This is a genomic window from Streptomyces sp. NPDC051976 (genome assembly GCF_040680795.1).
Taxonomy (GTDB): domain Bacteria; phylum Actinomycetota; class Actinomycetes; order Streptomycetales; family Streptomycetaceae; genus Actinacidiphila.
The window spans coordinates 92,348-117,252 of the sequence record NZ_JBFAXL010000007.1 but is presented as its reverse complement, the minus strand read 5'-3'; the positions used below and the strand labels follow the sequence as shown (position 1 = coordinate 117,252).

The following is a 24,905-nucleotide window of genomic DNA, read 5'->3' as shown; positions in this document are numbered from 1 at the left end:
CGCCCGCGGGGTCCCGGCGCGAGACCCGGGGAAGGACGACATGACGGACGTGAGCGGGCAGGTCTGCCCCACCGATCCGGTGGACGCGGCCATGCGGCGGGCGGCGCGCGGGCTCGGCCCCGACTCCGACGTGCTGGACGCGCTCGCCGGAGCCACGGTCTATCTCCCCGCGCGGGCCGACGGTGAACTCACCGAGTACCGCGACGAGAACGGCTCCTTCGTCGAGGTGCTGACCGACCCCCAGCAGGCGCCGCCGACCGCCGCCCGGCTGCTGCCGGTCGGCTTCGCCGACCTGGTGGGGCTGCTGCCGCGCGGCACCGCGCTGTGGATCAACCCGGAGAGCGACGTCTCCATGGGCGTCTCCAGCACCACCCTGCGCGCCGGGTGGCGGGACGCGGCCCCGCGGCGGGAACGGGACAGCCAGCTCTGCGGATGACCGCCGGTGTGCCCGGCGCCCGGCCCGGCACGCTCCCCGGATCGCCGGTCCCGGACCGGCCGCGGGACGCCCGGGCGAGAGGGGCGGACCGCTCGAGCCCGCCGCAGGCGTCGCCTCAGTCCTCCGCGTACACGTCCAGCAGTGCCACCGCCCGTTCCCTGCGGGCGAGTCGGCGGGCGGCGGCCTTGGAGCGGGCGGCGGTGAGGGTGGCCAGGGCGTGGGCGACCGAGGCGACGGCGGTGGGGGAGTCGGAGAAGGAGGCGCTGGCGGTGACGGCGGTCAGGCACATGTCCGCGCGGGCGGCCAGCGGGCCGCCCGCGTCGTCGGTGACGGCGATCACCGTCGCGCCCGCGTCCGCGAACGCGGCGGCCAGCCGCAGCGTCGAGGAGTCGTAGCGGCGCAGCCCGAAGGCGACGAGCACGTCCTGCGCGCCCGCGTCGGTGAGCGCCTCGATCTCATGGCCCGCGGGGCCGCCCACCAGCGCCACCTGGCCGAGGACCGCGGACAGGTCGGTGGCGAGCAGATGCGCGAAGGCGTGGCTGCGGCGGGCCCCGGTCACCCAGCGGCGGCGGGCGGCGAGCAGCGCGTCGACGGCGCGGGCGAGCGTGCCGTTGTCGTCGAGTTCGCTGAGGGTGGTGGCGACGTTGTCGGACTCCAGGACGGTCATCCGCGGCAGCAGTCCGGCGCGGGCGGCGGGGCCGAGCCGGGCCTCGAAGCGCGCGGCCGGGCTGCGCAGTTCGCCGTTGAGCTTGTCGGTGACGCGCGCCTGGAGTTCGGCCAGGTCGCGGAAGCCCGCCGCGGTGAGCAGCTGGTGCAGGTCGCGCCGGGTGGCGCCGCTGCGCTCCAGCAGCACGTCGTGGCGTTGCAGCACCGCCTGCGGGTAGCCCGCCGACAGCACCTCCACCAGGGCGCGTTCCCCCGCGCCCAGCCCTTCGGCGGCGTCCGAGAGCAGTACGAGCGGGTCCGACCAGGACGAGGCGTGGGTGCACACGGGGTCAGCCCTCCCGGGTCCGTGAGACGGATGGTGCGAAAGGTGCTGGTGCTCTCTTCCGATTAGCCGTCAGATCATGGTATTTACTGACATCAGTCGATCGCGGCCCGACCGCGGACGCCGTGACAGGGGGTCGGACGGCATGACGGACCGCATGACGGACACACCGCGCACGGACCCCTCCACCGGCACCGGGCGCGGCAGCCGGGCCTGCGCCGCCCGGCTCGGCCTGCGGCTGCGGATGACGCGGCGCAGGCTCGGCCTCACCCAGGACGCGGTCAGCGGCCGTACGGGCCTGTCCAAGAGCTTCCTCAGCCAGCTCGAATCGGGGCTGGCCAACCCCACACTGGACTCCCTGCACCGGCTCGCCGAGGCCGTGGAGACCCCGCTGTCGGTCCTGCTCGGCGGTCCCGGGGGCGGCGGCGCGGGCGGCGCGGCCAGACCGCCGGGCGTGCTCGGGCTGCGCACCACCTACCGTCCGGCGCGCGACGGCCGCGAGTGGGCCGACGGCGAGGGCAGGACGTATCCGCTCACCGCGCCCGGCTCGCGCCGCTTCGAGACCGTGCTCGCCGAAGGCACCCCGGCCCACCACGGCTTCGTGACCAGCCACCCCGGCGAGGAGCTGTGCCATGTGCTGTCCGGGCGGCTTCGCGCGGAGGTCGACGGCGAGCACTTCCCGCTCGGCGCGGGCGACTCGCTGCACTACGACAGCGCCCTGCCGCACCGGCTCACCGCGCTCGCGCCCGGCACACGCTTCCTGCTCCAGGTGGCGGGCCCGCCGGTCGGCTGACCCTCCCGGGGCGTGCCCGCGCGGGACACCGCCGGACCCTGGGCGGCCGGTCGCGTACCGCCGGCGGGAGCACGTCATGGGTCATCACCGTACGCAGGCGGCCGCCGCCGGGCGATGGACACGATGTCGGTGCCGGGGCCGCTCCGATCGACGTTTCGTCGAGGCCCGCGCCGCCGACGGCCGTTACCAGCGCGGCGGTTCGCCCGGCACGGCGGGCGGCAGCGGGTGGTCCGGCGGGTGCACCAGGAAGGCGGCGCCCCCGCCGCCGTCGCCCGACAGCCACACCCGCTCGAAGTCGGCGCGCGGATAGACCCGGCGTGTGGTGTCGTCCGACGGCGACAGCGGGTCGTTGACCACCACGTCCCCGCTGGCGGTGAAGCCGCGCACCACCATGATGTTGCCCGCCGTCGCGTAGGAGTACGGGGCGTACGCCTGCCGGGCGGAGGCCGCATGGGCCGTCCCCCACAACTCGCCGCCGCGGAAGGCCAGCGAGGTCGCCACCGGGATGCCCGCGGTGATGAAGCGCTCCACATCGGTGAGCGACGGCAGCCGGACGACCAGCCCGTACAGGCCGAAGCGGGCCGGATAGGCGGTGTTGAAGGCCCAGTTGCCGCAGCCCTTGTAGGAGTAGTCGTAGACATGGCGGGCGGCGAAGTCGACCTGCGGCGCCGGGTCGTCGGGGTCCAGCCAGAGCAGGTCCCGCGGCGCGGGGCCGCGGCCGAAGAACTCCACCAGCATGGCGGTGCACGCCGGGCCCGCCCACGCCTCGCCGCCGCCGTCCCACTGCGGGCAGTGCCCGGCGTGCACGTCCTGCGAGCGGCCCGGCACGTCGAGGACGGTGCCCCACGCGCCGCCGGGCTCGCTGACCGCCGCGGGCACCCCGCGCGGCGCGCGCGAGGCCACCGCCTGCAGCCGGGTCAGCGCGACCCCCGCGGTGCCGCCCGCCTCCCGGGCCAGGACGACCGAGAGCCGGTAGGCGGCGGCGCCGCGCGGGCCCGCGGTGAAGGTGTCCGCCTCGACATGGCCGTGGGCGTCGCTCTGCCCGGGTACGGTCGCCCGGTGCATCGCCGCGTCGCCCGCGCACCAGTGGGCCAGCACGTACCAGCCCGACTCGGCGCCGTCGGCGTCGCGGATCTGCAGGCGGACCGTGACCCGGGCGCCGTCGGGCGCGTCGGCGGTCCAGGACGGGATGATATCGGTGGCGGTGAAGGGCAGTTCGGTCCACGGCGAGGTCCAGCGGCCGAACTCCCACTCCAGGCAGGTGTGGCCGAAGGGGTCGGCGTAGGACTCCCGGCCGGCCGGCGCCGCCATCCGCAGGGCGCCGCCGCGCCACACCGTGCCCTCGTGCCCGCCCGCGCCGAACGCGTCCTCGTCGGCCCAGCGGTGCAGCACCGCGCGCAGCCGGTCCGCCGTGGGCGCCGGGGTGTCGATGTCGCCGCTCACGCTGTCCCCGCCGCTCTGTCCCGATGGTCGCCGCGGCTCCTACGGTACTGCCCGTGACCAGCGCGGACGGACCGGTCGGCGGCCTTCACCGGAGGATCCGCAGCCCGTGGGGCGGCTGGGGGAGCGGGGGCGGGAGAGACGCTCCCGGCGCGCCCGGGACCACCGTGCCGAGCACCCGCGGACCGCTCGCCCCGGTGCACGACGGCAGGGTGGACGGCAGACCGTGGGCGGTGTGCCAGCCGAGCACCGCGAAGGCGACCGCCTCCTTGGCGTCGGCGGGCAGTCCCACCTCGTCGCTCGGCGCCACCCGCACACCGGGCAGCTCCCGCGCCAGCTCCGCCATCAGCGGCGGATTGCGCACACCCCCGCCGGACACCAGCAGCGTGTCCAGGCCGTGCCGCCGCACCGCGTCCGCGGCGGTCCGCGCGGTCAGCGCCACCAGGGTCCGCAGCACGTCGGGAGTGGCGAGCCCCGGCCACCGGGCCAGGAACGGCGCCGGATAGCCGCCGTGGAACAGCTCCTTGCCGGTGCTCTTCGGCGGCGGCAGCCGGTAGTACGGCTCCGCCAGCAGGTCGGCGAGCAGGCCCTGGTGGACGGTGCCCGTGGCGGCCAGCCGCCCGTCCTCGTCGTACGGGCGGCCCGTCGCGGCGGAAGTCACCGCGTCCAGCAGGGCGTTGGCGGGACCGGTGTCGTACGCCAGCGGAGTGCGGCCGCCGGTGGTGAGGTTGGCGATGCCACCCAGGTTCAGCGCTCCCGGACGGCCGGGCAGCCCTGCCAGCAGCAGCGCGTCCGGGTACGACACCAGGGGCGCGCCCTGGCCGCCCGCCGCGATGTCACGGGCGCGCAGATCGGCGACCACCGGCACCCCGAGGCGCTCGGCGATCCAGGCGGGCTGGCCCAGTTGGAGGGTGCCGCGGACCGTGCCGTCCTCGACCCAGTGGTAGAAGGTCTGGCCGTGCGAGCAGACCAGCTCCACCGGTCCCGCGGCGGCGACCGCCTCCGCCGCCGCGTCCGCGAAGGCCCGGCCGATCTCCGTGTCGAGCCGGCACACCTCGGCCATCCCCACCCGGCCGGGCGGCAGCGCGCGGGCGAGCCGGGCACGCAGCCCCGGCTCGTACCCGACGGCTGCGGTGCGGCACACCTCGGCCTCCAGCACGCCGTCCTGGACGCGCAGGGCGACCACCGCCGTGTCGATCGCGTCGTGCGACGTACCGCTGATCATTCCCAGCACTCTCACCGGGCGTCCTCCGAACTCCGCTGCGGGCACGACGACGCAAGGGTCGGTCCGGCGGGAGCGCGAAAGCCATCAGGCGGGCGGGAGTTCACTGGGGGTGGATCCGCCGGCGGTGCCGCCGCAGCCTTCGTCAGCGCTGCCGTTGCTGCCGTTGCCGCCGGAGCTGCCTGAGCCGCCGTCGCCGTAGAGCAGGGCGACCGCCGCCCGCGCGGAGGCGAGCGACGGGCCGTACGTCGCCAGATGCCACGCACCGGGGCGCACCGCCCCCGGCAGACCCATCTCGACCACTCCCGCGTCGGGCCGCCGTGCCAGCACCTTCTCGACGGCGGCCGTGATCCAGGGGTGCCGGGCGGCGTCGCGGACCACCAGGACCAGAGGTCTGCCCGGGTGGGCCAGCGCCGGGGCGAGCCCGGCGTCGTCGCAGGTGTCCGGGGTCAGCGTGACCTGTTCCGTCCCGGGGACGCGCGCGGCCACCAGCGCCGCGACACCCCAGGGCGTCCGCCGCCCCACCGCCACGCTCGGCGGCGGATCGAAGGTCACCACCACGGGCGCCGCGGCCGACGGCGGCACCTCACCGGTCAACTCCAGCGCCCGCCGCGCCGCGAGCGCCCCCAGCACCGCGCCGTACGGAGCCTCGCCGTCGGCCGCGCCGGGCGTCGCCGCCAGTGCCGCGGCCGGGCGGGGGAGGGCCACCGCCAGGACGCGTGCGGCCGCGTCCGCCAGCCGGGAGGCGGGCAGTTCGCCCACCTGGACGGCGGTGACCAGGGCGTCACGTACCGCGAGCACCGTCTCCTCGTCGGTGCGGCGGGCGCCGAGACAGAGCAGGTCGGCCCCGGCGGCGAGCGCGCGGACGGCCAGCGCGGGCAGCGGCTCGCCGCCCGCGACCGCGTCCATCTCCAGGGCGTCGGTGACCACCGCCCCTTGGAAGCCGAGCTGTTCGCGCAGCAGACCGGTGAGCACCGGGCGGCTCAGGCTGGCCGGGCGGTGCGGGTCGAGGCAGGGGATCAGGAGGTGCCCGGCCATCACGGTCCGCACCCCCGCCTCCAGCGCGGCCCGGAACGGGAGCAGTTCGCGGTGGCGCAGGGTGTGCGCGTCGACCCGCAGCACCGGCAGGTCGTGGTGCGAGTCCACCGTGGTGTCGCCGTGGCCGGGGAAGTGCTTGGCGCAGGCCGCGACGCCCGCGGACTGCATCCCGGCGACGAAGGCGGCGGTGTGCGCGGCGACATCCGGGGCCGACACGCCGAAGGAGCGGATACCGATCACCGGATTGCGCGGGTCGGAGGTGACGTCGGCGGTCGGGGCGTAGACCAGGCCGATGCCCGCGGCTGCCGCGAAGGCACCCATCTCGGCGGCGACCGCGCGGGTCAGCTCGGGGTCACCGGCCCTGCCGAGGGCGCCGTTGCCCGGCCAGCGGCTGCCGTGCGCGGACTCCAGCCGGGTCACCGCCCCGCCCTCCTCGTCGGCGGCGATCAGCGCCCGCGGGTTCTCGGCGCGCAGGGCGGCGGTGAGCCGCGCGGTCGTCCCCGGGTCCGGGGTGTTCCGGGCGAAGAGGCAGACGCCGCCGAGACCGCGGGCGAGCTGCCGCCGCAGCCAGCCCGGCGGCGTCGTCCCCTCGAACCCGGGCTGGATCACGGTGAGTGCCTGGCGGCGCAGCTCCTGCGACATGCGTCCCTCTCCCTCGTCGGCGGACCCGCCCGGCACGGTAGTGCGCCGCCACCCGCCCGGCCAAGTCGACGGACCGGTAAAACCCCAGCTCAGACCGGCTTGTTCAGCGTCAGTGAACTTTGACCGGCGCGATTGCCGCCAGCGTCACCCGGCTGCCAGCCTTCGCCGGACGACAGCGCCACGAACCGCCGCGGTCAGGCGACCGGACCCCGCGGGCCGCACTGCTGTCGGCCACGCCCAGCACAGAGAGCAGGTACACCAGCATGCGACGCCAACTCCGTACCACCGCCGCCCTCGCCGCGCTGCTCCTCGCCGGCGCCGCCGCCTGCGACTCCGGCGGCGGCTCCGGGCAGAAGGACCAGGGCACCTCCGCCTCCGGGACGCTGACGGTCTGGCTCCAGGTGGACGCCCAGACGCTGTGGCCCAAGTCGGTGGCCGCCGCGACGGCCGCGTTCCAGCAGAAGTACCCCAAGGTGAAGGTGTCGGTGCAGTACCAGGCGTGGGCCGACCACCTGACGAAGTTCGACGCCGCCGCGCAGGCGAACAAGGTGCCCGACGTGATCGAGCTGGGCAACAGCGAGACCGCGCAGTACGTCCAGGCCGGCGCCTTCACCGACCTGACCGCGAAGAAGGCGACCTTCGACGGCAGCGCCACCTGGCAGAAGGGCCTGGTCGACGCCTGTATGAACGACGGCAAGCTGTACTGCGTCCCGTACTACGGCGGCACCCGCGCGGTCATCTACCGCAAGGACATGTTCGCCGCGGCCGGGATCGCGCAGCCGCCGAAGACCTGGAAGGACCTCCAGGCCGACATCGCGACCCTGATGGCCAAGCACAAGGGCGACAAGGGCTTCTCCGCGTTCTTCCTCCCGGGCCAGCACCCGTACGGCGCGTTCCCGTTCGTCTACGACAACGGCGGCAGCATCGCCACCCAGGGCTCGGACGGAAAGTGGAAATCCCAGCTCAGCTCGCCCGCCGACGTCCAGGGCCTGAAGAACTGGAAGTCGCTGATGGACGCCGGGATGCGCGGCGACCGCACCGGCGACGACCTCGGCGCGGTACCCGCCCTGGTGTCGGGCAAGGCCGCCATGAGCTTCTCCACCAACGGCCAGCTCGTGCAGGTCTACAGCCAGGACAAGGGCGACCCGAAGCTCAAGGGCAAGGTCGCCTCGTTCCCGATGCCCAGCCCCACCAAGGAGGGCTCGTACGCCCCGCCGTACATGGGTGGTTCGGTGCTCGCGGTGACGGCCAAGAGCAAGCAGCAGCAGTGGGCCGAGCAGTGGATCAGGGACTACACCTCCACCGCCCGGGAGAAGGAGTTCCTGGCGGGCGGCTTCCTGGCCAACACCCTGGACCTCACCTCCAACGACCCTGAGCGCGCGGGCTACTTCACCGGCCTGGAGCAGAGCTGGAACGTGCCCGCCGCCAAGAACTGGGCGCAGGTCGAGAAGAATCTGACGATCAAGCAGATGCTGGCCGACATCGCCACCGGGAAGCTGAGCGTCGAGGACGCCACCGCCCAGTACGGCAAGAAGATGGAGGACACCCTCAACGCCTCCTGACCGGCCCCCGGTCCGGCGGCACCGCGCCCTCTCCCGCGCCCCCGCCGGGCCGGGCGGCACCTCCTCGCAGGGATGGGACCGCCCCTCATGACGACCCTCACTCCGCTCCGGAGTCCGGCGTCCGCCGCGGACGCCCCGCCGGCCCGCCGCCGCACCGACCGCACCCCGTATCTGCTGATCGCGCCGTCCCTGGTCGTGCTGCTCGGGGTGCTGGCGTACCCGCTGGTGAAGGTGGTGATCCTGTCCACCCAGAAGTGGGGGGTGGCGCAGATCTTCAGCGCCTCCGGGGCGCCGTCCTTCGTCGGCCTCGCCAACTACCGCAAGCTGCTGGGCGATCCGGAGTTCTGGACGGTCCTGCTGCGTACGGTGGTGCTCACCGCCGCGATGGTCGGGCTGTCCATGGGCATCGGGTTCGCGGTGGCGCTCCTCATGCGGCAGGTGCCCGCCTGGTGCCGCCGCGGGATGACCTTCGCCCTGGTGATGGCCTGGTCGGTGCCCACCTTCATCTCCACCGAGATCTTCCGGTGGATGACGGAGTACAACTCGGGCGTCGTCAACTGGGCGATCGGCGCCCAGCCGCACAACTGGTACACCGACTCCACCCAGGGCCTGGCGGTGGCCACCGCCGTCGTGGTGTGGGGCGCGGTGCCGCTGATCGCGATCACCCTCTACGCGGGCCTGATGCAGATCCCGCAGGAGCTGGTGGAGGCCGCCCGGATGGACGGCGCCGGGGTGTGGGGCGTCTTCCGCCACATCACCGTGCCGGTGCTGCGCCCCCTGCTGGCGATGCTGACCACGCTGTCGGTGATCTGGGACTTCCAGGTGTTCAACCAGATCTGGATCCTGCGCAACGGCGCCCCCTCCTCCGACTACTACACCCTCGGCATCTACGCCTATGTGAAGGCGTACGGCTCGCACGACTACGGCCTGTCCTCGGCGACCGCCGTGCTGACCGTGGTCGCGCTGCTGGGTGTGATGGTCGTCTACCTGCGTCAGATAGCGAAGATCGGAGACGTGTCGTGAAGCCCGGCCCCGGGAAGTACGCGTGGACGGCACTGGGCGTCCTGGTCATCGTCGTCTGGGTCTTCCCCGTCTACTGGATGGCGACCACCGCCTTCAAGTCGACCGCCGCGATGGCGGCCGACCCGCCCCAACTGTGGCCGCACACACCGAACCTGGTGCACTTCAGGAAGGTGGTGCACGACCCGCTGTTCTGGGACGCGGTCACCAACAGCGCGCTCGTCACCGCCCTCACGGTCCCGCTGGCGGTGCTGGTGGCCTTCGGCTCCGCACTGGCCATCGCCCGCTTCCGGTTCCGCGGCCGGGGCGTCTACCTCACCGCGGTGATGCTCGTGCAGATGGTGCCGCACGTGGCGCTGGTGGTGCCGGTCTTCCTGACCCTCAGCGACGTGGGCCTGTCCGACTCGGTGCCGGGGCTGGTCGTCACCTATCTGGCGTTCATCCTGCCCTTCGCCGTCTGGACGCTGCGCGGCTTCATCGCGTCGGTGCCCAAGGACCTGGAGGAGGCGGCGATGACGGACGGCTGCACCAGGATGGGCGCCTTCCGCCGGATCATCCTGCCGCTGACCCTGCCAGGGCTCATCGCGACCTCGGTCTACTCGATGATCCTGGCCTGGAACGAGTACCTGTTCGCGTACTTCATCCTCGCCAGCCCCGACAAGTACACCGTGCCGCTGTGGCTGACCCACTTCGTCACCAGCGAGGGCACCGACTACGGGGCCCTGATGGCCGGTTCCGTGATCGTCTCCGCGCCCGTGGTCGTCTTCTTCATGCTGGTGCAGAAGCACCTGGCCGCCGGTCTCACCGCGGGCGCCGTCAAGGGGTAGCCCGGGCCACCGGCCGGCCGTCGGGGCAACGCGTCGACACCGCGGGGAAATTGGTGGAGCATGCGCGCATGCCCCTCACCGTCCGCGATCTTCTGGCGATCCCGTCCCTGCGGCTGGGGCTGGTCGCGGGGCGCGCGGGCCTGGGGAACGTGGTGGAGGCCGCGCACGCCTCGGAGATGCTCAGGCCCGCGGCCTGGCTGGAGGGCGCCGAGGTCGTGATGACCACCGGGCTGCTGCTGGCCGAGCGCGGCGGCGCCGAGGGGACGCACGACGCGGGCGGGGCGGGGGGCGCGGAGGCTGCCGGGAACGCGTTGGGCAGTGCCTGCGCCGCGTACGCCGAGGACGTCGCGGGCGGTGGCGCCGCCGCCCTCATCCTCGGTCTCGGGCGGACGCTGCCGTTCCAGGAGGTGCCGCGGGCGCTCGCCGACGCGGCGGACCGGCTGGGCCTGCCCCTGCTGACCGCACCCGAACTGACGCCGTTCGTGGCGGTCACCAAAGCGGTGTTCGGCGTCCGCGCCGCCGAGGAACGCCGCCTGCTGGAACGGACGTTGCACACCCAGCGGCGGCTGACCGCCGCCACCGCCTCGGGCGGCGGACTCGACGCGCTGCTGCACGCCTGGCTGGAGGCCACCGGCACCGCGGTCGTGGTCTGCGACGCCCTGGGGCGGCTGCTGGGCGCGGCGGGCACCGACGGCGCGGCGGCGCTGGAGGAGGCCGCCGGAGTCCTGGACGTGGTGGCACTGCGCGGGCTGCGCGGCAGCGCGGGCGGCGACCTGCCCTCGGGCCGGGTCCAGGTGCAGCCGCTGGGCGGCACCCGGCTGCGCGGCTTCATGCTGCTGCTCGGCGTCGGGAGCGCCGAGTCCCGGCTGCTGGGCAGCGTCCTGGTCTCCCTGCTGTCGGTGGAGCTGGAGCGCAGGCACCTGGCGGACGAACCGCGGCGCCGCCGCCGCGCACAGGTCCTCGACCGGCTCTTCGCCCCCGAACTGCCGCCCGCCCAGGCGCGGGCGCTGCTCACCTCCGCGGGGGTGCGCGGCCCGGCGATCCGGGTGCTGGCGGTGGCCGCGGACCCGCCGCCCGCCGCACCCGCGCAACCGGCCGAACCGGCGGAACCGAACGAACTCGCCGCCGATCTGGCGATGGCGCTCCCCGGCGGTCTGGTGCGGGTGGTCGGCGGCACCGCCGAGTGCGTCGTCGGCGAGGAGGCGGACGTCGAGGCGATCCTGCGGCGCTTCGCGCCCGACCGCCCGGCCGGGATCGGTCCCGCGGTCGTCCCGCAGCACGCGGCGCTCTCGCTGCGCCAGGCGCGCGCCCTGCTGCCCGCCAGCCGGGAGCTGGGCCGTCCGGTGACGGCGGCCGAGGCGGGTTCCGTACGGCTGCTGCTGCGGCTCGGCAGCCCCGCCCAGCTGTCGGCGTTCGCGGACACCGTACTGGCGCCGCTCGACGCGCAGGACTCGGCGGAGGCGCTGACCGACACCCTGCGGGCGTGGCTGGAGACCAACGGCTCCTGGGCCGAGACCGCGCATCTGCTGGGCCTGCACCGGCACACCGTGCAGAGCCGCATCCAGCGGATCGGCCAGCTCACGAACCGTCAGATGGACCGGACCGAGGACCGGGTGGACCTCTGGCTGGCGCTGCGGGCCCGCGAGACGGCGGCCACCTGAGCGCGTACGCCCCCCGCGGCGCGGAGCGACACGCACGCCCCGCGACCGTGAGACGGCTTCCTCACGGCCGCGGGGCGGGCGCTGTCAACTGCTGTGCTGTCAGTCGTTGTTGTTCAGTACGGGCAGGTATCCGCTGGAGTGGCCGGTGGAGGTGGGGTGGTAGGACTCCCAGGACGGGGAGATCACCAGGGAGTGCAGGTAGTCGTCGCCCGAGCACAGTTCGTGGCCGTGGAAGGTGGAGCGGACGTCACCGAAGGAGAACCCGTGCGCGGCGGCGCGGGTGGCGGTGACGGAGTCGAGTACGTCCGCGGCCTCGTCGATCTTCTGGTGCTTGGTGGCGCTCATCCCGATGCAGAAGGTGTTGAGGGTGTACATGTCCGGGTAGCCCATCACGACCACATGGGCGTTGGGGGCCCGGGAGCTGATCGCGTTGTATACGGCGTCGAGGCGGCCGGGAAGGGTGTTCCTGGCGTAGTTCTCCGCGGTGTTGACCCGGTTGACGCAGGTGCTGTCGGAGCCGGTCACACAGGTGGTCATGACGTCGGCGAAGCCCGCGTCATTGCCGCCGATGGTGATGGTGACCAGGCCGGTGGAGGAGTTGAGGGGGCCGAGCTGGTTGTTCAGCACGTCCGTGGTCACGGCACCTGAGCAGGCGGTGTCGGAGAACGAGGACGGGGAGTGCGCGTTCTTCCACAGGTACGGGTATGCGCTGAAACTGCGGTGGCAGTCACCGCTGGAGCTGTCGTAGTTCCCCGCGCCGTTTCCGGCCGAGTACGAGTCGCCCAGCGCGACATAGGCGGGCCCGGCGGCGTGTGCCGGACCGGTGAGTACCAGGCTGATCATCATCGCCATGATGAGCGTGGCGAGAGCGGCGATGGACTTGGTAAGTCTCACGGAACCTCCCTCGGAAATAAGCTGGTTACCACTTGGTAGCAAGCGATCCGGCACTAAGGGAAGTGTTCATGCCAAAGATTCTTCCCGCGTAGACCGCGCGGACCACCGCAGTCGTCGCATTGGTCAGCAGATGCGTGGAAGTTGCTCCCCGATCGGCAGGTCCACCACGCGGGTGCCGCCAAGTCCGGTACGGGCGACGACCGTTCCGGGATGGTCGGGGACGGCCTCGCCGATGATCCGCGCCTCGGCGCCGAGCGGGTGGGCCCGCATCGCCGCGAGGACCTCCTCGGCGTGCTCGCGGGGCACGAACGCCACCAGCTTCCCCTCGTTGGCCACGTACATCGGGTCGAGCCCGAGGATGGCGCAGGCGTTGGCGACGGCGGGCGGCACCGGGATGTCCCGCTCGCGGAGCACGACGCCCGTGCCGGAGGCCGCCGCGATCTCGTTGAGCGAGGCCGCCAGACCGCCGCGGGTGGGGTCGCGCAGCACGTGCAGATCCGGGGTGACCGCGAGCATGGCGTCCACCAGACCGCCGAGCGCCGCACAGTCGCTCTCGATCTCGACGCCGAACTCCAGGCCCTCGCGCACGCTCATGATGGCCACGCCGTGCACGCCGATCGGGCCGCTGACGATCACCACGTCGCCGGGCACCACTCGCTGCGGACGCAGGTCCACCCCGGCCGGGATCAGCCCGATACCGGCGGTGTTGACGTAGATCCCGTCACCGTGGCCGGCCTCGACCACCTTGGTGTCGCCGGTGACCACCTCGACGCCCGCCGCCCGCGCCGCGTCGCCCATGGCCCGGGCCACCCGCGCCACGACCGGCATCTCGACGCCCTCCTCCAGGATGAACCCGCAGGACAGATACGCGGCCCTGGCGCCGCTCATCGCCAGGTCGTTGACGGTCCCGTTGACGGCGAGGTCGCCGATGCTGCCGCCGGGGAAGAACAGCGGCCGCACCACGTACGAGTCGGTGGAGAAGGCCAGCCGGGCGCCGCCGAGGGTGACCGCCGCGGAGTCGCCGAGTTGGGCCAGCACCTCGCCGCCGAACGCGGGCGCGAAGACGTGCTGCACGAGTTCGGCGGAGAGCGCCCCGCCGCCGCCGTGCCCCATCACCACACGCGGCTGGTCGCGCAGCGGCGCCGGGCAGGTCCAGGACAGCATGTCGGGGGCGTCATTGGTCAGGACCGGTGACGCCGTGGTGATGTCAGCCAACGGGGCTCGCCTCCTGGCGCGCGGGGGCGACGTCGAGCCGCCGGTAGAGGTAGTACGCGGCGCAGGCGCCCTCGCTGGAGACCATCGTGGCGCCGAGCGGGTTGCGCGGGGTGCAGGTGGTCCCGAACGCCTCGCACTCGTGCGGCTTGATCAGGCCCTGCAGCACCTCGCCCGCGCGGCACTCGGTCGGCTCCAGGGTGCGGATGCCGGTCACCGAGAAGCGGTGCTCGGCGTCGAACTCCCGGTAGCGGTCGGAGAGTTTCCAGCCGCTCCCGGGGATCACGCCGATACCGCGCCAGGCCCTGTCGGTGACCTGGAAGACGTCCTCCAGCATGGCCTGCGCCGCCGGGTTGCCCTCCGGGCGCACCGCCCGCGCGTAGGCGTTGTCCACGGTGTGCTCGCCGCGCTCCAACTGCCGTACGGTGCGGCGCACCCCCTCCAGGATGTCCAGCGGCTCGAACCCGGTGACCACGATGGGCACTTTGTGCCGCTCGGCCAGCTCCGGGTACTCCCCGATGCCCATCACGCTGCACACGTGCCCGGCGGCGAGGAACGCCTGCACCCGGCAGTCGGGCGAGCGCATGATGGCCTCGATCGCCGGGGGCACCCGCACATGCGACACCAGCAGGCTGAAGTTGCGGATGCCGAGGCGCCGGGCCTGGTAGACGGTCATCGCGTTGGGCGGCGCGGTGGTCTCGAAGCCGATGCCGAAGAACACCACCTGCTTGGCGGGGTTCTGCTGGGCGATCTTCAGCGCGTCCAGCGGCGAGTAGACCACGCGGACGTCGCCGCCCTCGCTGCGGACCCGGAACAGGTCGCGGTCGGTGCCCGGCACCCGCAGCATGTCACCGAACGAACAGAAGATCACGTCGGGCCGGGAAGCGATCTCCAGGGCCTTGTCGATCACCTCCAGCGGGGTGACGCACACCGGGCACCCCGGGCCGTGGATCAACTCGACCTGGTCCGGCAGGAGCTGGTCGATCCCGTGCCGGATGATGGTGTGGGTCTGGCCGCCGCACACCTCCATCAGCGCCCACGGCCTGGTCACCGTGGAGTGGATGTCGTCGAGCAGGCGGCGGGCCAGCTCGGGGTCCTGGAACTCGTCGATGTACTTCACTGCCGCGCCTCCCGCGGTTCCGCTGTGGTGTCCGCCGCGCCGTCCCCGTCGCCGAAGGGGTAGCCGTTGGCCTCGGCCGCGAGCTCCCACGGGTCTCCGAACTCCTCCTGCAACATGCCGAGGTTGGCGAAGAGCTCCAGCGTCTGCCGGGCCGACTCCTCGTCGAGCCGCTGCAACGCGAACCCCACGTGGACGATGGCGTACTCGCCGACCTGGAGATCGGGCAGGTACTCCAGGCACACCTCCTTGACCACTCCGCCGAAGTCGACGGTGGCCATCCGGGTGCCGTCCCGGTCCTCGATCTCCAGCACTCTGCCGGGTACCGCCAGGCACATGGGCGTTCTCCTCGCTGTGGGGCGTGTGGGGGTGGGCGGTGGGTACGGGGTCCGGCGGAAGGCCGGTGGCCGGTCAGCTCACCGGCCGTGCCCCCGCCACGAGTTGGCCGAGCGCCAGCCCTCCGTCGTTGGGAGGCACCAGCCGGTGGCGCAGCACGGTGAAGCCCTCGGCGCGCAGCGCGGTGGCGGTGGCCGAGGAGAGCAGGGTGTTGCCGAACACCCCGCCGGTCAGCGCGACGGTCTCCAGGCCGTGCCGCTCGCGGGCCAGCAGGCACGCGTGCCGTACCAGTTCGGCGACCGCCGCGTGGAACCGGGCGGCGATCAGCGGCACTTGGATGCCCGCCCGCACATCGGCCACGACGGCGGCCAGCAGCGGCCCCGGGTCGGCGATCAGTTCGGCGCCGGGGGACGCGCCGGGGCGGAAGCCGAACCCGTAGCAGGGATCACCGTCGGTGCCGGAGGCCGCGCGCAGGGCGGCGGCCTCCAGCTCGACGGCGGCCTGCGCCTCGTATCCGGCGAGATGGCAGACGCCCGCCAGGGAGGAGACCGCGTCGAAGAGCCGTCCCATGCTGGACGTCGGGACGCAGTTGAGGTCGCGGTCCAACTGCTGGGCCAGCAGGCGGCGTTCGTCGGGCGGACAGGCGTCCACCGGCGGCAGGCCGTCGTCCCAGCCGATGCCCGCGGCCCGCAGATGGGCCAGCGCCATCCGGTACGGGCGCAGGACCGCCGCGTCGCCACCGGGCAGCGGCACGTACCCCAACTGGCAGAAGCGGTGGTAGCCGTCGTAGTCGGCCAGCAGGATCTCGCCGCCCCACACCGCCCCGTCGTCGCCGTAGCCGGTGCCGTCGAAGGCGACGCCGATCACCCGTCCTGTGCCGTCCAGGCCGTGTTCCGCCATGGCCGAGGCGATGTGCGCGTGGTGGTGCTGCACCCGTTCCACCGGCCGTCCCTCACGGTGGTCCAGCGCCCAGCGCGAGGAGCGGTACCGCGGATGGCGGTCGGCGACCAGGCGTTCGGGGCGGACCGCGGTGATGGACTCCAACTGCCGTTCCGCCGCCTCGAAGGCGCGCTGGGTGGCGAGGTCGTCCATGTCCCCGATGTGCGCCGACAGCCAGCCGCGCCGCCCCTCGCCGAGGCAGAACGCGTTCTTGAGGTCGCCGCCGACCGCGAGCGCCGCCCCGACCGGCACCGGCAGCGGCACGGGCAGCGGCGCGTAACCGCGCGAGCGGCGCACCACCGACGGCTCGCCGTCGCACACCCGCACCACGGAGTCGTCGCACGGCACATGGATCGGCCGGTCATGGGTCAGCCAGGCGTCGGCGAGATGCGCCAGCCGGTCCAGGGCCTCGGCGTCGTCGGTGACGATCGGCTCGCCCGAGACGTTGCCGCTGGTCATGACGAGCAGTTCGGGCCCCGGCGGGTCGCCGGGAAGCCCCAGCAGCAGATGGTGCAGCGGTGTGTACGGCAGCATGAACCCGAGGTCGGGCCCGCCCGGCGCCACCTGCTCGGCGAGCGCGCCCGGGCGGCGGCGCAGCAGGACGATGGGCCGCACGGGGCCGGTGAGCAGCGCCGCCTCCTCGGGACCGAGGTGCGCGTACGCCTCGATCGCGGCCGGATCGCGGGCCATCAGCGCGAACGGCTTGGCACCGCGGTCCTTGCGCCGCCGCAGCAGCGCGACCGCGGCGGGATCGGCCGCGTCGCACGCGAGGTGGTAGCCGCCCAGGCCCTTGACGGATACGACCGCCCCGGCGGCGAGCAGCGCCCGCGCCCCGGCGATCGGATCGCCGTCCGCAGCCCCCACCGCCTGCCCCGTCGCGTCCACCAGCCGCAGCCGCGGACCGCAGTCGTGGCAGGCCACCGGCTGCGCGTGGAAGCGCCGGTCCGCCGGGTCGGTGTACTCGGCGGCGCACGCGGCGCACATCGGGAAGCGGCCCATGGTGGTGTGGTCGCGGTCGTACGGCAGGCCGGTGACGATCGTGAAGCGCGGCCCGCAGTTGGTGCAGGTGACGAACGGGTGGCGGAACCGCCGGTCGTCCGGGTCGGCCAGTTCGGCCAGGCAGTCGGCGCAGGTCGCGATGTCGGGGGAGACCAGGGTGCGGGCGGGACCGTCGCGGTGCGAGGCGACGATCGCGAAGCCGGAGCCGCCGACCGCGGCCAGCTCGCACTGGTCGACCGACTCCACGGCCGCGAGCGGCGGCGCGTCGGCCGCGATCAGCTCACAGAACCGGGCCACCGCGTCCGGCGCGCCCTCCACCTCGACGATGACGCCCTCACCGGTGTTGGTGACATGACCGGCCAGCCCGAGGCGGGTGGCGAGCCCGTACACGAAGGGCCGGAAGCCCACTCCCTGCACGACACCCCGGACGGTGACCCGGCGCCGCACGGCGGCCGCCGAGGCGGTGGTGACGGCGGTGGTGACGGCGGTGGAGACCGCGGTGGTGGCGGGGGCGAGCGGGGCGGTCGGTTCGACGGCGGTCGGGGTCTCCGTCATGACATGCGCGCTGCCGGTTGGTGCGAGACGTCCTGCGGGGCGTGAGGGTGCGGATGCGTGTGCGCGTGGTCCTCGCCGTGGTCGTGCCCGTGCCCGTGCTCATGGCCGTGCTCGTGGACGTGGGACTGCCCCCGGGCCATCACCGGCGCGTGGACGGGGCCGCCGTCCGCGACCGCCAGGGCGCGGTCGAGCAGCGCGCCCGCCGCCAGCCCGCTCCTGGCGGAGGTCAGCACCACCTCGACCCCGGGGTTGACCCGCTCGACATGGGCGCGGAACGCCGCCTCGTCGAAGCCGACGGCCTCGGCGATGTCGACCTTGGTCACCACCACCAACTGCGCGAGCCCGAACGCCGTCGGGTACTTCAGCGGCTTGTCCTCGCCCTCCGTCACCGAGGCGAGGGCCACCCGCAGCGTCTCCCCGAGGTCGTACGACGCCGGGCAGACCAGATTGCCGACGTTCTCCACGAACAGCAGCCGGGTGTCGTCGGGCAGCCAGCCCTCCAGATGGCGGCCGAGCATTCCGGCCTCCAGATGGCAGAGCCCGTCGGTGAGCACCTGCTTGACCGGGGCGCCGGAGCGGGCCAGCCGGGTGGCGTCGTTCTCGGTGGCCAGGTCGGCGGTGAGCGCGGCGACCGGCACCCCGCGCTCGCGGGCCAGCACCAGTTCCTGTTCCAGCAGCGCGGTCTTGCCGCTGCCGGGGCTGGAGAGCAGATTGACCGCGATGGTGCCCCGGGCGGCGAGCCCGGCCCGCAGTTCGTGGGCGCAGATGTCGTTGCTGGCCAGCACGGCCTGCTGCAGATCGACCACACGGCACATGTTCAACGCTCCTGGTGGATCGGTTCTCGGTCCGGGCCGGCAGCCGCTGGTCCGTCGTCCCACTCGACGCTCACGATCCGCAGCTCACGCCCGGACAGCAGTTCCGTGGCGGCCGTTCCGCACGCCGGGCAGCACAGGTCGGGCGGCATCCCGACCGCCCACTCGTCCGCGCAGGGCTCGCAGCGCGCGCGTCCCTCGACGGCGTCGACGGTCAGGGCGGAGCCCTCCAGGACCGTTCCGGCGCAGCCCAGTTCGTAGCTGAAGGCGAGCGCGTCGGGGACCACACCGGCGAGTTCGCCCACCTGGAGCCGGACGGACCGTACGGCGGTGGCGCCCGCGGCCCGTGCCGCGTCCTCCACCTGGCCGATGACCGCCAGCGCGATGGACATCTCGTGCATGGTTCACTTCCCGCTGCCGCCGTGCCGCTCGCTCCATCACAGAGCGGTGCGCCCCATTACAGAGCGGTGCGCCGGGTGGCCGCGGGGAGCCACACCGTCGCACCGCCCCGGGGCAACCCGTTCGGCGCAGCGGAACCGCTCACATGGAGCGCATCCGCATGTAGCGCTTGATGTCCGGCAGTACCTGGGCCACCGCGGCCCAGACGGCCGCGGCGGCGGTGGCGACGACGGCGAACTTCTTCAGCATGGCGACGTGTTCCTCTCCTCGTTTCGGTCGAGCAGGCCCAGCACGAGCCGGACGGCTTCGGGTACGGCGGCCTCGACGGCGGGACTCAGTCCGATGCCCTCCTCGACATCGGCGGGCTCGCAGCCGACGACCAGGGTGCGGCGCGGCGGTGTGCCGCCCGTACCGGCGCACAGGGTGCCGAGCAGGGCCAGCACACTGTCGGGGGACATCCGGTGCCCGTCGAGCAGCGCCTCACCCGACCCCGGACCCGAGCCCGCCGCGGTCTCCACGCCGCCCTCACCGTCGGGCTCGATGACGTACAGCGTCCCCGGGGCGCCGCCGCGCGCGGTGGCGTCCACCAGCACGAACGTGTCGTAGCCGTCGAGGAGTTGGTACGCCAGGTGGACGCCCCGTACCCCGACGTCCACGGCCTCGACACGGTCGGGCAGACCCGCGGCGATCAACCGCCGTACGGTCTCGACGCCGAATCCGTCGTCGCCGAGGAAGATGTTGCCGACGCCCGCGATCAGGGTGCGGGGCCCTTCGGCGGTCATGCGTCCTCCCGCGGGGTGGCGTCGTCCAGCGGGGTCACTTCGTCGGGCTGGAAGTACAGGAACCTGCCCTGCTCGCGCCGGATGTCGGCGCCCGGATCGCCGTCCACGGTCACGGCCAGGTGCACGCCGCCGTCGACGTCGTGCAGCACCGCCTCGACCAGGGCGTCGCGGCCGTGCAGGAAGATGTCCTGCGCGTCGGTGCGGCGCAGCCCCGGACGCAGCCGGACCCTGCTGCCCGCGGCCACCCGGCGGCCGTCGACCACGACATGGTCACGCCCGGGGTCGACGCTCGCGTCGCTCGCCGGGTCCCACCAGGGGGCGTCGGGCCGCATCACCGCGGCGAGCGGGTCGTCGGTCCCGGCCAGTGCGATCAGGTCGACCGCGTCGTCACCGGGCGACGGGCCGGTGATCTCGCGCAGCGACCGTACGGCGCCGTGCAGCCGCTCCAGCACCTCCGGCGGCATGGTGTCGGCGAGGTCGATGACCGCGGCGGCCCGCGCGTCGGTGCCCCGGGCCTCGCGCTTCTCCTGGTCGGTGAGGGCGGCCGTGCGCAGGGTGAGGATCTCGTCGATCTCCAGGGCGTCGTAGAGCGCCCCCGGGCTCTCGGGCGCGATCGCCGGATGGTCCTCCAGGATGATCGGCGAGGAGAGCACGACGTCGGCGCGGCCGTCCCGCCCGGCCAGTACGGGCCAGGTGTGGGTGTTCTCGCAGTCCGCGGTGGCGCCCTTGGCCCACTCGGGCGGATCGGTCACCGACAGGAACGACCCGGCGCTCAGCCCCAGCATCAGATGGGCGGAGACCAGCGCGTACGGCAGCGCCGCCTCGCGGCCGGTGTCCGCGTCCGCGGGCCGCCAGTCCGCGGTGTTCTCGACCACCGCGGTGAGCCGCCGCACCGCGTAGGGGCCCGGCACCTCGGCCGCGGTCAGCCGGACCTGGCCGCGGACCTCCGCGCGGTGGCGCAGCAGGCGGCCGACCGGGCGGCCGGTCTCGTCCGCCACCTCCTCGGTCTCCTCACGGGCCGGGCAGGTGAAGGGGAAGACGCGCTCCCCGTCGCCTCCCGCCGCGCCCAGTTCCGCCACCGGCAGGGCGATCTCGACGCGCTCCTCGACGCCCTCGTCCCACGGCGTCAGTACCCGGTCGGCCAGCGCGAGTTCGCCGACCGTCTCGTATCCGCCGCCGGGCAGCAGCCGCTGGACGGTACGCCGCTGGGCGTGCAGGAACCGCAGCTCCACGAAGAGCCGGGCGTCGCCGCGCGGTTCCATCAGGCACTCGGTGCGCTGGAAGGTGTGCTCGCCGCTGTCCGCGCCCCAGCGCGGCGGGACCAGCACGCCGAACTGCCAGCGCAGCCGGTTCTTCGCCGCCGAGGCCCGGTACGGGTAGAGGACATAGCCCTCGAACAGCACCGCGTCGGCGACGCTCCGGGCGGCGGCGAAGCGGGTGTCGTCGCCGGGAGTGTCGGTACCGGCGGCGGCCGGTCCGGTGGAGGTGGTGGTCACGGCGCTGTCCTGTCGGAGGTGAGCGGGGTCGCGGCGGCGGGTACGGCGCCCGGACGTACGGCGGCGGTCCGCGTCCCGGCGCGCTCGCCGTCAGCGGACAGCGCGTCGGCGGCCAGCAGCGCCTCGACCGTCGCCTCCCAGGACGGCAGTGCCCGCCGGGAGCGGAAGGCGAGGAGCGCGTCCATGGTGTCGGCGGGCAGCCGCAGCCAGCCGCAGCCGGGGAAGTGCTGGTCGACCATCTCCCGCCAGACCGCGACCGGCATCCGGAAGGACGCCTCCCGGTCCCAGGGCACCATTTCCACATGGAAGCCGCGGGCGCCGGTGAACGCGGTGCCGGAGAAGAGCATCAGCAGCGGCACCTCACCGTCCTCCAGCGCGTGGAAGTACCGGCCCGCGGCCACGTCCAGGTCGTAGCTGCACGGCACCGGCAGGTCGACCTCGGTCTCCCCGGTGAACCCCGGTACGACCAGCGACACCTGGGCGAACTGCACCGGCAGCAGCGTGCTGCCCCAGCGCGACCTGGCACCGAACAGGTCCGACAGCCCCTCGGCCTCCTCGGCCGAGTAGCCGCGGCGGCCCGGTTCGATACGGAACTGGCAGCGCAGCGCGATCGCGTGCACCCGGGTGCCGGGGGTGGCCGTGACCCGCAGCCGGAAGACCAGCGTGGGCCCGGCCGCGTACCGGTCGGCGCGCACCGAGACGCAGGAGAAGGAGAACTCCGTCACGCCCCGTCCTCCTTGGGCAGTTCCCTGGCCCGGCCGCGGACATGGGTGAAGAACGCGGCCAGGTCCGCGCGGGCCTCGGGTCCGCCGTCGAATCCCTGCCAGTGCAGCCGCATCCGGCCGACCAGCTCGTAGCAGATGTCGATCGGCACCAGGAAGCATTCGCACACGCCGTCCGTGCGGCGCAGCAGCAGCGCTTCCACGTCGGGCTCCAGCAGGTCCGCCAGGCGGGTGCGGTCCAGGACGTGCTGCCAGTCGGCCGGGTCCAGCTCGCTCTCGGTGGCCCCCGCGGGGGACGGGTAGAGGGCGACCAGCCGGTCGAGGGCGGCGTTGCGGAAGAAGAAGACGACGCCGACCGGGATCTGCAGCAGCTCCCAGGCGCCGTCGTCCAGCGAGTGGCCGGAGTCGGTGAGATACCGGTCGGGCACCGCGCGGAACCGCCCGCGGCCCGCGCCCGGCGTCTCGAACAGCAGCGCGCAGGGCGTGCAGGCGCAGGCCAGTACGCGGTTGCCGGTGTCGACCAGGTGCCGGTGGCCCTCCTCCGCGACCGGCGCCCCGCACAGTTCGCAGCGCTCCTGCCGGGGCGGCGCGGGGACCACGAACCGGCGCAGCCCCGCCGGTCCCGGCGCCCGGCCTGTGTGGCCGGGCGCGGTCTGAGGAGTGCTCATGAGGCCGTGACCGGGCGGGGGGAGATCTGCAGCAGCACCGGCTCGGCCGACGACCCCGCCGACTCCAGCTCCACCGCGGCGACCTCGGTGGCGAAGCAGGCGAGCGCCGCCTCCACGGACTCCCGGGCGGCCGTGTTGGTGCTGGGGCAGCCGCAGCCGCCCGCGTCGGTGGAGCGCACCCGCAGCACCCCGGTGGCCTCGTCGAAACCGACCAGCTCCACCGGCCTGCCCGGCAGGCTCTCCAGCGCGCGGCTGATCCTGGCGTCGAGCGGCTCGGGATGCAGGTCGTGCAGGACCAGCATCCCGGAGACCAACTCGTCGCGCAGCAGCCGGTCGAGCGCCCGCGGGTCCGCCTGCCCGGTCAGGGCGACGATCCGGGCGAGGCCCGCGCCGTAGAAGTCCATCAGGACCCGTACCAGTTCCTCCGCCGCGCCGCAGACCTCGCGGTCGCCGCTGGCCGCGAGACGGTCGAGGATCTCCTCGATCCGCCGCCCGGCCTGTTCCGCGTCGGGCGGCCGTACCGCCGTGGTGCTCATCCGCCCATCCCGCTCAGGCCGGTGGGCACGTGCATCTGCTTCACGGTCCTGCCCTCGCCGGTGTACATGTGCACACCGCACGGCAGGCACGGGTCGAAGCTGCGGACGGCCCGCATGATGTCGATGCCCTTGAAGTTCTCCGGGGAGTTCTCCTCGAAGATCGGCGTGTTCTGCACCGCGTCCTCGTACGGGCCGGGAGTGCCGAAGGTGTCGCGGGTGCTGGCGTTCCACGGGGTCGGCGGGTACGGGTGGTAGTTGGCGATCTTGCCGTCCCTGATCACCATGTGGTGCGACAGGACGCCGCGGACCGCTTCGGTGAAGCCGACCCCCAGGCCCTCCTCGGGCACCTCGAACTTCTCCCAGGTCTGGGTGCGTCCGGCGCGCACCTCCTCCAGCCCCTTCTCGGCGAAGTGCAGCGCGACCGCGGCGGCGTACGCCTGGAAGTACGTGCGGGCGCGGTTGCGCTCCAGCGCGTTGCTCCACTTCGGGATCTTCCACTCGAAGCTGGTCTCCGGCTTCGTCATGGTCCGCGGCAGGTTGATCTGCACGCTGTGGCCGGTGGCCTTCACGTAGCCGATGTCGACCAGGCCGGACAGCGCGGTGGACCACAGCCGGGCGATCGGGCCGCCGCCGGTGTCCAGCGCCAGGTGGTCCTTGCCGTCGAACCAGCGCGGCGACATCACCCAGCTGTACTTGTCGTCGAAGTTCCGCTTCTGCGGGGCCGGGATGGTGTGCTGGTTCCACGGGTGGCGCGGGTCGACCGGGTTGCCGAGCGGGTCGTGGGTGACGAACTGCTCCCTGCCCTCCCAATCCTGGTAGTACGAGCTGCCCAGCAGGATCCGGATGCCGAGGTTGATCTCGGTGAGGTCGTTGGTGACCAGCTTGCCGTCCACGATGACGCCCGGGGTGACGAACATCTTCCGTCCCCAGTCGGTCATGTTGGCGTAGGTGAAGTCGCAGTGCTCGGGGTCGTTGAGCGCGCCCCAGCAGCCCAGCAGGATCCGCCGGCGGCCGACCTCCTCGTACCCGGGCAGCGCCTCGTAGAAGAAGTCGAACAGGTCGTCGTGGAGCGGGACGACGCGCTTCATGAACTCCACGTAGCGCATCAGCCGGCTGAGGTAGTCGGTGAAGAGCTGCACGGAGGCGATCGTGCCGACACCGCCCGGGTAGAGGGTGGAGGGGTGCACATGGCGGCCCTCCATCAGGCAGAACATCTCCCGGGTGTAGCGGCTGACCTGGAGGGCCTCGCGGTAGAACTCGCCCTCGATCGGGTTGAGCGACCGCATGATGTCGGCGATCGTCTTGTAGCCGTGCTCCCCGGCGTGCGGCGCCTCGGTGCGCTCGGCCTTCTCCAGCACGCCGGGGTTGGTCTCGCGGACCATGCGCTCGCAGTAGTCGACCCCGACCAGGTTCTCCTGGAAGATGTTGTGGTCGAACATGTACTCGGCCGACTCGCCCAGGTTGATGATCCACTCGCCCAGGTGCGGCGGCTTCACCCCGTACGCCATGTTCTGCGCGTACACCGAGCAGGTCGCGTGGTTGTCACCGCAGATCCCGCAGATCCGGCTGGTGATGAAGTGCGCGTCGCGGGGGTCCTTGCCGCGCATGAAGACGCTGTAGCCGCGGAAGACCGACGAGGTGCTGTAGCACTCGGCGACCTTCTTCTGCTTGAAGTCGATCTTCGTGTGGATGCCGAGGCTGCCCACGATCCGGGTGATCGGGTCCCAGGCCATCTCCACCAGGCCGCTGCCGTCGCCGGCCGCCTTCGTCTTCGGTGCCATCGTGTGTGCCGTGCCCTTCTGGGTGGTG

Annotated in this window: 23 protein-coding genes; 6 read left to right on the top strand and 17 right to left on the bottom strand. The window is 73.5% G+C overall.

From position 1 onward, the window contains the following. Window positions 1–40 precede the first annotated feature (40 nt). Window positions 41–436 carry an SseB family protein gene (locus tag AB0M29_RS10585; protein WP_365381756.1) on the top strand — a complete coding sequence of 132 codons (396 nt, stop codon included), beginning with the start codon at window positions 41–43 and terminating at the stop codon, window positions 434–436. 115 nt (window positions 437–551) lie between these two features. Here AB0M29_RS10585 and AB0M29_RS10580 read toward each other — a convergent pair whose 3' ends face one another. Beyond that, window positions 552–1,427 (bottom strand): SIS domain-containing protein, encoded by an 876-nt coding sequence (locus AB0M29_RS10580; RefSeq protein WP_365381754.1) that lies wholly within the window; start codon window positions 1,425–1,427, stop codon window positions 552–554. 154 nt (window positions 1,428–1,581) lie between these two features. On the opposite strand from AB0M29_RS10580, the gene AB0M29_RS10575 reads away from it, so the two are divergent. Further along, entirely contained in the window at window positions 1,582–2,217 is a 636-nt protein-coding gene (locus tag AB0M29_RS10575) for a helix-turn-helix domain-containing protein (RefSeq protein ID WP_365381752.1), read from the top strand. 183 nt (window positions 2,218–2,400) lie between these two features. Here the strand turns inward: AB0M29_RS10575 and AB0M29_RS10570 are convergent, their stop codons facing one another. The 3 genes from AB0M29_RS10570 to AB0M29_RS10560 all read right to left on the bottom strand — a co-directional run bounded on the left by AB0M29_RS10570 (window position 2,401) and on the right by AB0M29_RS10560 (window position 6,559). Next, complete coding sequence (locus AB0M29_RS10570; RefSeq protein ID WP_365381750.1) at window positions 2,401–3,660, bottom strand: C39 family peptidase; 1,260 nt, start codon at window positions 3,658–3,660, stop codon at window positions 2,401–2,403. 85 nt (window positions 3,661–3,745) lie between these two features. Beyond that, window positions 3,746–4,897, bottom strand: coding sequence for an anhydro-N-acetylmuramic acid kinase (locus AB0M29_RS10565; RefSeq protein ID WP_365381748.1), 1,152 nt, complete (start codon window positions 4,895–4,897; stop codon window positions 3,746–3,748). A gap of 69 nt (window positions 4,898–4,966) precedes the next feature. Then, window positions 4,967–6,559 carry a glycoside hydrolase family 3 N-terminal domain-containing protein gene (locus AB0M29_RS10560; protein WP_365381746.1) on the bottom strand — a complete coding sequence of 531 codons (1,593 nt, stop codon included), beginning with the start codon at window positions 6,557–6,559 and terminating at the stop codon, window positions 4,967–4,969. A gap of 263 nt (window positions 6,560–6,822) precedes the next feature. On the opposite strand from AB0M29_RS10560, the gene AB0M29_RS10555 reads away from it, so the two are divergent. The 4 genes from AB0M29_RS10555 (at window position 6,823) to AB0M29_RS10540 (ending at window position 11,629) form a co-directional block, all read left to right on the top strand. Next, on the top strand, window positions 6,823–8,121 hold the full coding sequence (locus tag AB0M29_RS10555) for an extracellular solute-binding protein (RefSeq protein WP_365381745.1): 1,299 nt from the start codon (window positions 6,823–6,825) through the stop codon (window positions 8,119–8,121). An 87-nt stretch (window positions 8,122–8,208) separates the two neighbouring features. Continuing rightward, window positions 8,209–9,144: a sugar ABC transporter permease gene (locus AB0M29_RS10550; protein ID WP_365381743.1), complete on the top strand. Its 936-nt coding sequence runs from the start codon at window positions 8,209–8,211 to the stop codon at window positions 9,142–9,144. Next, window positions 9,141–9,968 (top strand): carbohydrate ABC transporter permease, encoded by an 828-nt coding sequence (locus AB0M29_RS10545; RefSeq protein ID WP_365381741.1) that lies wholly within the window; start codon window positions 9,141–9,143, stop codon window positions 9,966–9,968. Before AB0M29_RS10550 ends, AB0M29_RS10545 begins: the two co-directional genes overlap by 4 nt. Window positions 9,969–10,036: 68 nt before the next feature. Beyond that, window positions 10,037–11,629, top strand: a complete 1,593-nt coding sequence (locus tag AB0M29_RS10540) for a PucR family transcriptional regulator (RefSeq protein ID WP_365381739.1) — start codon at window positions 10,037–10,039, stop codon at window positions 11,627–11,629. A gap of 99 nt (window positions 11,630–11,728) precedes the next feature. Here the strand turns inward: AB0M29_RS10540 and AB0M29_RS10535 are convergent, their stop codons facing one another. The 13 genes from AB0M29_RS10535 to AB0M29_RS10475 form a co-directional block, all read right to left on the bottom strand. After that, the gene (locus AB0M29_RS10535; RefSeq protein ID WP_365381738.1) at window positions 11,729–12,523 is read right to left on the bottom strand and encodes an SGNH/GDSL hydrolase family protein; all 795 of its coding nucleotides are present in this window, start codon (window positions 12,521–12,523) and stop codon (window positions 11,729–11,731) included. Window positions 12,524–12,646: 123 nt separating this feature from the next. Beyond that, window positions 12,647–13,687 carry a hydrogenase expression/formation protein HypE gene (gene hypE / locus AB0M29_RS10530; protein ID WP_365381952.1) on the bottom strand — a complete coding sequence of 347 codons (1,041 nt, stop codon included), beginning with the start codon at window positions 13,685–13,687 and terminating at the stop codon, window positions 12,647–12,649. A gap of 43 nt (window positions 13,688–13,730) precedes the next feature. Beyond that, on the bottom strand, window positions 13,731–14,855 hold the full coding sequence (gene hypD, locus AB0M29_RS10525; protein ID WP_365381736.1) for a hydrogenase formation protein HypD: 1,125 nt from the start codon (window positions 14,853–14,855) through the stop codon (window positions 13,731–13,733). Then, the gene (locus tag AB0M29_RS10520) at window positions 14,852–15,190 is read right to left on the bottom strand and encodes a HypC/HybG/HupF family hydrogenase formation chaperone (RefSeq protein WP_365381734.1); all 339 of its coding nucleotides are present in this window, start codon (window positions 15,188–15,190) and stop codon (window positions 14,852–14,854) included. The genes hypD and AB0M29_RS10520 overlap by 4 nt, the downstream gene beginning before the upstream one ends. A 73-nt stretch (window positions 15,191–15,263) precedes the next feature. Further along, window positions 15,264–17,681, bottom strand: a complete 2,418-nt coding sequence (hypF, locus tag AB0M29_RS10515; RefSeq protein ID WP_365381732.1) for a carbamoyltransferase HypF — start codon at window positions 17,679–17,681, stop codon at window positions 15,264–15,266. Beyond that, window positions 17,678–18,496 (bottom strand): hydrogenase nickel incorporation protein HypB, encoded by an 819-nt coding sequence (gene hypB / locus AB0M29_RS10510; protein ID WP_365381730.1) that lies wholly within the window; start codon window positions 18,494–18,496, stop codon window positions 17,678–17,680. The genes hypF and hypB overlap by 4 nt, the downstream gene beginning before the upstream one ends. Window positions 18,497–18,498: 2 nt before the next feature. Beyond that, window positions 18,499–18,894 carry a hydrogenase maturation nickel metallochaperone HypA gene (locus AB0M29_RS10505; RefSeq protein ID WP_365381728.1) on the bottom strand — a complete coding sequence of 132 codons (396 nt, stop codon included), beginning with the start codon at window positions 18,892–18,894 and terminating at the stop codon, window positions 18,499–18,501. Window positions 18,895–19,134: 240 nt separating this feature from the next. Continuing rightward, entirely contained in the window at window positions 19,135–19,674 is a 540-nt protein-coding gene (locus tag AB0M29_RS10500; RefSeq protein ID WP_365381726.1) for a hydrogenase maturation protease, read from the bottom strand. Then, window positions 19,671–21,170, bottom strand: a complete 1,500-nt coding sequence (locus AB0M29_RS10495; protein WP_365381725.1) for a hypothetical protein — start codon at window positions 21,168–21,170, stop codon at window positions 19,671–19,673. Before AB0M29_RS10495 ends, AB0M29_RS10500 begins: the two co-directional genes overlap by 4 nt. Next, entirely contained in the window at window positions 21,167–21,895 is a 729-nt protein-coding gene (locus AB0M29_RS10490; RefSeq protein ID WP_365381723.1) for a DUF6084 family protein, read from the bottom strand. The genes AB0M29_RS10495 and AB0M29_RS10490 overlap by 4 nt, the downstream gene beginning before the upstream one ends. Next, entirely contained in the window at window positions 21,892–22,560 is a 669-nt protein-coding gene (locus tag AB0M29_RS10485) for a DUF5947 family protein (protein ID WP_365381721.1), read from the bottom strand. Before AB0M29_RS10485 ends, AB0M29_RS10490 begins: the two co-directional genes overlap by 4 nt. Next, window positions 22,557–23,096, bottom strand: coding sequence for a hypothetical protein (locus tag AB0M29_RS10480; protein ID WP_365381719.1), 540 nt, complete (start codon window positions 23,094–23,096; stop codon window positions 22,557–22,559). Before AB0M29_RS10480 ends, AB0M29_RS10485 begins: the two co-directional genes overlap by 4 nt. After that, a complete protein-coding gene (locus tag AB0M29_RS10475) occupies window positions 23,093–24,877 on the bottom strand; it encodes a nickel-dependent hydrogenase large subunit (RefSeq protein WP_365381718.1) in 1,785 nt (594 codons plus the stop codon). The genes AB0M29_RS10480 and AB0M29_RS10475 overlap by 4 nt, the downstream gene beginning before the upstream one ends. Between the last annotated feature and the right edge of the window lie 28 nt (window positions 24,878–24,905).